Annotated in this window: 7 protein-coding genes; 1 reads left to right on the top strand and 6 read right to left on the bottom strand. The window is 71.7% G+C overall.

The window, feature by feature from the left end:
- Window positions 1-3 precede the first annotated feature (3 nt).
- The 4 genes from D7147_RS26625 to D7147_RS26640 form a co-directional block, all read right to left on the bottom strand.
- Entirely contained in the window at window positions 4-783 is a 780-nt protein-coding gene (locus D7147_RS26625) for a ferredoxin reductase (RefSeq protein ID WP_120682408.1), read from the bottom strand.
- A complete protein-coding gene (locus D7147_RS26630) occupies window positions 776-1,366 on the bottom strand; it encodes a sulfite oxidase-like oxidoreductase (RefSeq protein WP_199716855.1) in 591 nt (196 codons plus the stop codon). Before D7147_RS26630 ends, D7147_RS26625 begins: the two co-directional genes overlap by 8 nt.
- Before the next feature lie 94 nt (window positions 1,367-1,460).
- Complete coding sequence (locus tag D7147_RS26635; protein WP_120682413.1) at window positions 1,461-2,477, bottom strand: TerC family protein; 1,017 nt, start codon at window positions 2,475-2,477, stop codon at window positions 1,461-1,463.
- A 228-nt stretch (window positions 2,478-2,705) separates the two neighbouring features.
- On the bottom strand, window positions 2,706-3,122 hold the full coding sequence (locus D7147_RS26640) for a DUF2267 domain-containing protein (protein WP_120682415.1): 417 nt from the start codon (window positions 3,120-3,122) through the stop codon (window positions 2,706-2,708).
- A 256-nt stretch (window positions 3,123-3,378) separates the two neighbouring features.
- Between D7147_RS26640 and D7147_RS26645 the strand changes: the two genes are divergently transcribed.
- Window positions 3,379-3,648 carry a DUF2795 domain-containing protein gene (locus D7147_RS26645; protein WP_120682417.1) on the top strand — a complete coding sequence of 90 codons (270 nt, stop codon included), beginning with the start codon at window positions 3,379-3,381 and terminating at the stop codon, window positions 3,646-3,648.
- Between the two features lie 272 nt (window positions 3,649-3,920).
- Here D7147_RS26645 and D7147_RS26650 read toward each other — a convergent pair whose 3' ends face one another.
- Both D7147_RS26650 and D7147_RS26655 read right to left on the bottom strand, forming a co-directional pair.
- On the bottom strand, window positions 3,921-4,577 hold the full coding sequence (locus D7147_RS26650; protein ID WP_120682419.1) for a hypothetical protein: 657 nt from the start codon (window positions 4,575-4,577) through the stop codon (window positions 3,921-3,923).
- 144 nt (window positions 4,578-4,721) lie between these two features.
- Window positions 4,722-5,693, bottom strand: a complete 972-nt coding sequence (locus D7147_RS26655; RefSeq protein ID WP_120682422.1) for a pirin family protein — start codon at window positions 5,691-5,693, stop codon at window positions 4,722-4,724.
- Between the last annotated feature and the right edge of the window lie 402 nt (window positions 5,694-6,095).

The following is a 6,095-nucleotide window of genomic DNA, read 5'->3' on the forward strand; positions in this document are numbered from 1 at the left end:
CGGTCAGCCGGTCGGCCCGAACCGTTCGGTCTTCACGCGCCGCGTCTGGTGTCCCAACCCGACGAGCAGGTCGGCCACGGTCTCCACGAACCCGGTCGGGCCGCAGACGAAGTTCAGCGGTTCCAGGTCGGCCGGCCACCCGTGGTTGTTGACGTCGGCCAACCCGATCCGGTGCGGCTCGCCCCGCCAGCCCTCGGGCGCGCTGCGGGTGTAGACGTACGCCACGTCCAGGCCGAGGTCGTCGCGGCCGCGTCGGCGCAGCTCGTCGGCGTAGATGGCATCCTCCGGGCTGCGTACGGAGTAGAGCAGCCGGAACGGCACCCGGCTGCCGGCCGCTCGGCGGGCCCGCAGCATCGCCATCAGCGGCACGATCCCCGAGCCGCCGCCGACCAGCAGGACGGGCGCGGTCTCCTGCTGACGCCACACGAACCAGCCGCCGACCGGGCCGCGTACCTCCACCGGGTCGCCCTCGCCGTAGACGTCGATGAGGTACGGGGACACCTCGCCGTCGTGGACCCGCTGCACGGTCAGCTCGATGCGGGGCCCGCCCGGGCCGTCGACGACGGGCCCGGCGATCGAGTACGAGCGGGCGGTCTGATAGCCGTCGGCGGCGGTGAGCCGGACGTCGAGGTGCTGGCCCGGCAGGTGCCCCGGCCAGCCCGGCACCTCGAGCACGATGGTGTGCGCGGTCGGGGTCTCCACCCGACGCTCGACCAGCCGGGCGATCCGCCAGGTGAGCGGCGTGCGGGCGGGCGCGCTGACCGCGGCGTCGCGCTCAGTCACCCTGGTACCGCTGTTCGCGCCACGGGTCGCCGTAGTCGTGGTAGCCGGCGGTCTCCCAGAAGCCCTGCTGGTCCGTGGACATCAGCCGCAGGCCGCGCACCCACTTCGCGGACTTCCAGAAGTAGAGGTGGGGCACGAGCAGCCGGGCCGGCCCGCCGTGCTCCGCCGGCAGGTCCCCGCCCTCGAAGGTGTGCGCGACCCAGGCGCGCCCGCCGCGCAGGTCGTCGAGGGGAAGGTTGGTGGAGTAACCGCCGTACGAGTGCGCCAGCACGTACGCCGCGTCGGTGTCGATGCCGTCGAGCAGGGTGTCCAGCGAGACGCCCTGCCAGGTGGTGCCGAGCTTGGACCACCGGGTGACGCAGTGGATGTCCACCTTCGGGGTCTCCTGTGGCAGCGACATCAGCTCCGACCATGACCAGCGGTACTCGGCGCCGGTCTCGGTGGTGATGACGAATTCCCAGCTGTCCAGGGGAACCTTCGGCGTCGGCCCGGCGGAGAGCACCGGAAAGTCCTGCGTCAGGTACTGCCCTGGCGGCAGGGCCGGCTCCGACGAACGGGGCCGGCCCTGGAAGCCTGGCGACACGATTCCCACGAGACAGTCCTACCACCTACGCCGATCGGCGCGGGACGGTTCCCTCGTACGGTGTGACCAACCGGCGGGGCGTGACCCGCGGTGGTCACCGCGACTCGACGACCTCGCGCTCCGGTAACTCCTGCGACCGGGTGGCGCGCAGGCTGGTGATGGTGACGATCGCGAGGACGGCGATGATGACGCCGAGCGAGGCCAGCGTCGGGATCTCCGGCACGCCCTTCCAGATACCGTGTGCCCAGTGCAGGCCGAGCTTGACGCCGATGAAGGCCAGAATGATCGCCAGGCCGTAGCTGAGGTGGACCAGCCGGCTGAGCGCGGCGTGCAGGACGAAGTAGAGCGCACGCAGCCCCAGGAGCGCGAAGGCGTTGGTGGCGAAGACCAGGTACGGGTCCTCGGTGATGCCGTAGACGGCCGGCACCGAGTCGACGGCGAAGAGAATGTCGGTGGCGAGGACCGCCACCACGACCAGCGCGAACGGCGTGAGCGCGCGCCGCCCCGCCTCCCGTACGGTCATCCGGGTGCCGCGGTAGTCGTCGGTGACCGGCATGAACCGTCGCAGCAGGCGGACCGAGCGCATCTTGTTGATGTCCACCTCCTGCTCGTGCCCGGTGAGGGCGTCGCGGAGCAGCTTCACCGCGGTGGCGATGAGGATGATCGCGAAGAGCAGGAAGGCGAAATCGAGCGTCTCCAGGGCGGCCGCGCCGAGCGCGATGAAGACGGCCCGCAGCACCAGGGCGCCGGCGATGCCGTAGAGCAACACCCGCTGGGCGAGCACGGCCGGCACGGCGAACGCGGCCAGCAGCAGCATGAAGACGAAGAGATTGTCGACGGAGAGCGACTTCTCCACGAGGTAACCGGTGAGGTACTGCACGCCGAGTTCGGAGTCGTAGCGGTTCCAGATCCAGGCGCCGAAGGCCAGCGGCAGCGCAATGTAGAACGTCGACCAGGCGATCGCCTCGCGGAGGGAGACCTCGTGCGGGCGACGGGTGACGAGGAAGTCGAGCACCAGCAGGGCCAGTACGCCACCGATCGTCACCGCCCAGAGAGTGGGCGTGCCGATCGTCGTCAGCTCCGCGGCGGACAGGTACGACAGCTCGGACATGGGACCTCCTCGAACACCGTGCCATGTTCGAGGTCTCCTTCACCCACTTATGTGGGCAACCACCCGAGGCGTGCCCGGCACGCCGTACTGACCGGAATGGTTCGTGGGAAGTACTCCCCTCGCCGATTCAAGGTTAGGTCAGGGTCAATCGTCACGCCAGCCGGGGTCTCGCCGCGTGTCGATGGTTGCCCAGGTCAACCGGGTGCCGCCCCGCCGTGCACCGACGACTCAGAGACCGCTGCGACGCAGCGTCGCGCCGGGCGCCATGGCCGGCTCCACCATCTCCCGGTAGTCCCGTGGCAGCTGGGTGATCACGTCGTCGAACTCGCCTCCAGTGATCGCCTCGCGCAAGGTGGTGAAGACCGCGCGGGCGCCGTTGCGCGCCGCGGTCTCGTCGACGCCGGCGCGCAGCGCGACCCGGGCGACGAACTCGGCCGCCCCGAACCGGTCGGCCGCCTCGGTACGCGGGCTGGGCTTCAGCACCACCTGCAACGGCTTGGGCAGCTGCGCCGCCAGGTCCAGCACCTCGCCCCCGGTCAGCCGCTCCGCCAACGTCTCGAGGGTGGCCGAACTCAGGGCGACGGCGTCCTCGGAGGATCCCCTCGTCCGCTGTGCCACTTGGTCGATGAAGGTGTCGTAGTTCATCGGTTGCTCCTCGCCGGGCTACGTCGCAGACCACGTACCCGGGGAGCGGCTCCGGAAACGACAGTGGATTCGCCCTCCGGGCGACCCGCGCGGCGGGTCTTCGACCTGCCTCGCCGACCGAGCATGCCTGGGCCGGTTCGGCGGTTTCCCGGCCGCGCCTCGCCGGGTGATTTTCCCGCAGCACCGGCGTGACGGTCGGGCAGGTGGGTAACCGCCGCCGGTCGTGACCGGATCGATGCCCCGAGGAGCCGACACCATGGCGAGTTACGCCGACGTCCTGCAGTACCTGTCGAGCCTGGACTACCCGGCCGAGAAGGACGAGGTGATCCGGGAGGCCGAGCGGGAGGGGGCACCGCCGGACGTACTGAAGGCGCTACGGGCGCTGCCGCCGGTGGACTACGCCAACGGCAACGAGGTGGCCCGCTCCGCCGGGATCGAGGCCGCGCCGGAGCTCAGCCGCTCCCAGCGCGCGGCACAGGCCCGCGATCCGCACCCGCGGGTGTCCCAGCACCTGCGCGGCATCTGACGATCGCCGCCCGCCGCCACTTCGCCGTCAGGCGACGGCGCACCGGCGGGAGCCAAGCTCGCTATCCGAGCAGGCGGGCGCCCCGGGTCACGAACCGCGACCTGGGGCGCCCAGCAGCACCTGCCCGGAGGGCCGGGGCCCGAACCGGGCCCCGCCACCAGACAGTCAGTACGCCCGAACCGGGCGCGGCATGACTGCCTCGATCATCATACAGACCGCATCATCCGAATGGTCAAAAAGCCTGCGACTGTGGGACAGCACACGTCGTCGGTTCAGCTCATTACCTCGGCGTAACGCTTCTCCAGGTCCACTCGGGCCAGCGCACCGACCAGCCAGGCGAACCGTTCGGATTCACCGCTGCCGGCGAGTCCGGCCAGCTCACCGGCGGAACGGCCGAGCCCGAGCCGACGGGCCGCGGCCAACGCCCGCCGATCGGCCACCGGAGCCACCTCACGCCAGAGCACCTGCGCCTCGCGAAGGAACAACTCCACGACCTGACCATCCACCCCGGGCAGTTCGGCGAGCAGCTTCCGCTCGACGCGCGGATCGTAGTGCGCCTTGCCGCGCAGCCGGCGCAGATCACCCCGGTACTCGTCGACGACGGTGCGGGCGAGGTCCCCGAGCATGTTCGCGAGCGCGTCGACGTCCCCGCGCTGACCGGCGTCGCGCAACACGCGTACCCGGCTCTCGTGCAGTGAGCGGGCCAGCCGGGCGGCGCTGTCCCATCCGGTGTCCCGCAGTGCCTGCGCGCTCTCCACCGCACGGCGGAAGTCGCCGCGCCGGGACAGCAGCAACGACAGGTAGAGCAGCTGGAAGAGGCTGGACGGATTGTTGGTGACCTGGAAGCCGTACTGTTCGGCGAAGCCGCGTCCGCTGCCGGCGAGCCGCCGTACCAGGCGCTTCTTGTCCTCGATGCTGGAGATCGGCATGGCTGCGACTACCCGCGCCGCCACCGGTCACACTCGCCCGGCGACGACGCGGGGCAGGGAGACCGGAGACGGCGCGGACGGGGTGGGGCGGCGACTGCGCGGCGCGGGGCGGACTCCGAGCAGGCCGGAGCGTCGCGGGGCGGATCAGCCGTGCACGTCACCGCTGCGGTCGCGGGCCTTGAGCCGGGTGGTCGGTAGCTCCGGCGCCGGCAGCGGCGGCGCCGAATCGTCGGCGACCACGCCGAAGCGGCGGCCGGCCGACCAGTCCTCACGAGCGGCCACCACCTCCTCGTGCGAGCGCCCGACGAAGTTCCACCACATGACGAGCGGCTCCTCGAAGGGCGCGCCGCCGAGCAGCATCAGCTGGCTGCCGGCCGTGCCACGCAGGTTGAGCTGGTTGTGCCCGAGGCCGAGATAGAGCAGGGCCCCCGGCTCGACGGACACCCCGTCGACCTCCGCCGCGCCGGACATCGCCAGCAGCCCGTACTCGAAGTCGGGCCGCAGCGGCATGGCGACCGGCGCCGAGCCGCTCAACTCCAACTGCGCGCCGACGAGCGGCGTGTGCACCACCGCCGGCGACCGCTCCCCCGCGATCTCGCCGACCAGCAGGGTCGTCTCCAACTCGCCGTCGCGCCAGCGCGGCAGGTCGGCGTGGTGGGCGAAGTCGGCCGCGCCGGCCCGCGCGGGGTCCGGCAGCGCCACCCAGAGTTGGACGCCGTGCATCACCGGCGGGTGCGCCTCGGGTGACCGCTCCGAGTGCGCGATGCCGTGACCCGAGGTCATCACGTTCAACTGACCGGGCCGGATCGGCTGGACGCTACCGAGGCTGTCCCGGTGCACGATCTCGCCGTCGAGCAGCCAGGTGACCGTCTGCAGGCCGGTGTGCGGGTGCGGCGGCACCTCCATGCCGGGCCGCTGCGCCACGTCGTCCGGCCCGAAGTGGTCGACGAAGCACCAGGCGCCCACCATCCGCCGCTGCCGCTGCGGCAGCAGTCGCCGCACCGTCGTGTACCGCCCCAGCGGCACGTCGTGACCGGGCAACAGCACGCTGCCGGGATCGACCGCGGCCACTCCAGGTGGTCGGGTCTCCGCCGGCCAGGTTTCCGTACGCTTCACCGCCCGACTGTACGCTCCGCCGCCGCGCAGCCGAGCGTCTTCCCCTGCCCGTCGATGGCAGGCCCCATACCGTCCGGGCTCCGTGCCGTCCAGTCCTCGCCGGCGGACGGACGGATACCGGGCGGCGGCAGTCGACGGGCCGCGGCGGCGCGACACCGGCTCGGCCGGGGGTCGCGGGGACGCCGCTGGCCGGCACCCGTGTTCGGGTACCGGCCAGCGGTCAGGTGTTGCTCTGCGGTTGTTGTAGTCGTCAGCTGTTCCAGTACTGGGCCACCAGGTCGGCGGCCTGCTGCTCCCACTGGGCGTAGGCGTCGGGGTAGGCGGAGACCTGGACGGTCTGGGCGGCGTCGGTCAGCGGCATGTCCTGCCAGCCGTCGACCTGCTTGAGGCCCTTGAGGAACG

Source organism: Micromonospora musae, assembly GCF_003626545.1.
Taxonomy (GTDB): domain Bacteria; phylum Actinomycetota; class Actinomycetes; order Mycobacteriales; family Micromonosporaceae; genus Micromonospora; species Micromonospora musae.

Bases quoted from the DNA above. Each gene is read 5' to 3' on its own strand.
- D7147_RS26650 (WP_120682419.1), bottom strand. From the start codon at position 4,577: ATGCCGATCTCCAGCATCGAGGACAAGAAGCGCCTGGTACGGCGGCTC.
- D7147_RS26635 (WP_120682413.1), bottom strand. From the start codon at position 2,477: ATGTCCGAGCTGTCGTACCTGTCCGCCGCGGAGCTGACGACGATCGGC.
- D7147_RS26645 (WP_120682417.1), top strand. From the start codon at position 3,379: ATGGCGAGTTACGCCGACGTCCTGCAGTACCTGTCGAGCCTGGACTAC.
- D7147_RS26640 (WP_120682415.1), bottom strand. From the start codon at position 3,122: ATGAACTACGACACCTTCATCGACCAAGTGGCACAGCGGACGAGGGGA.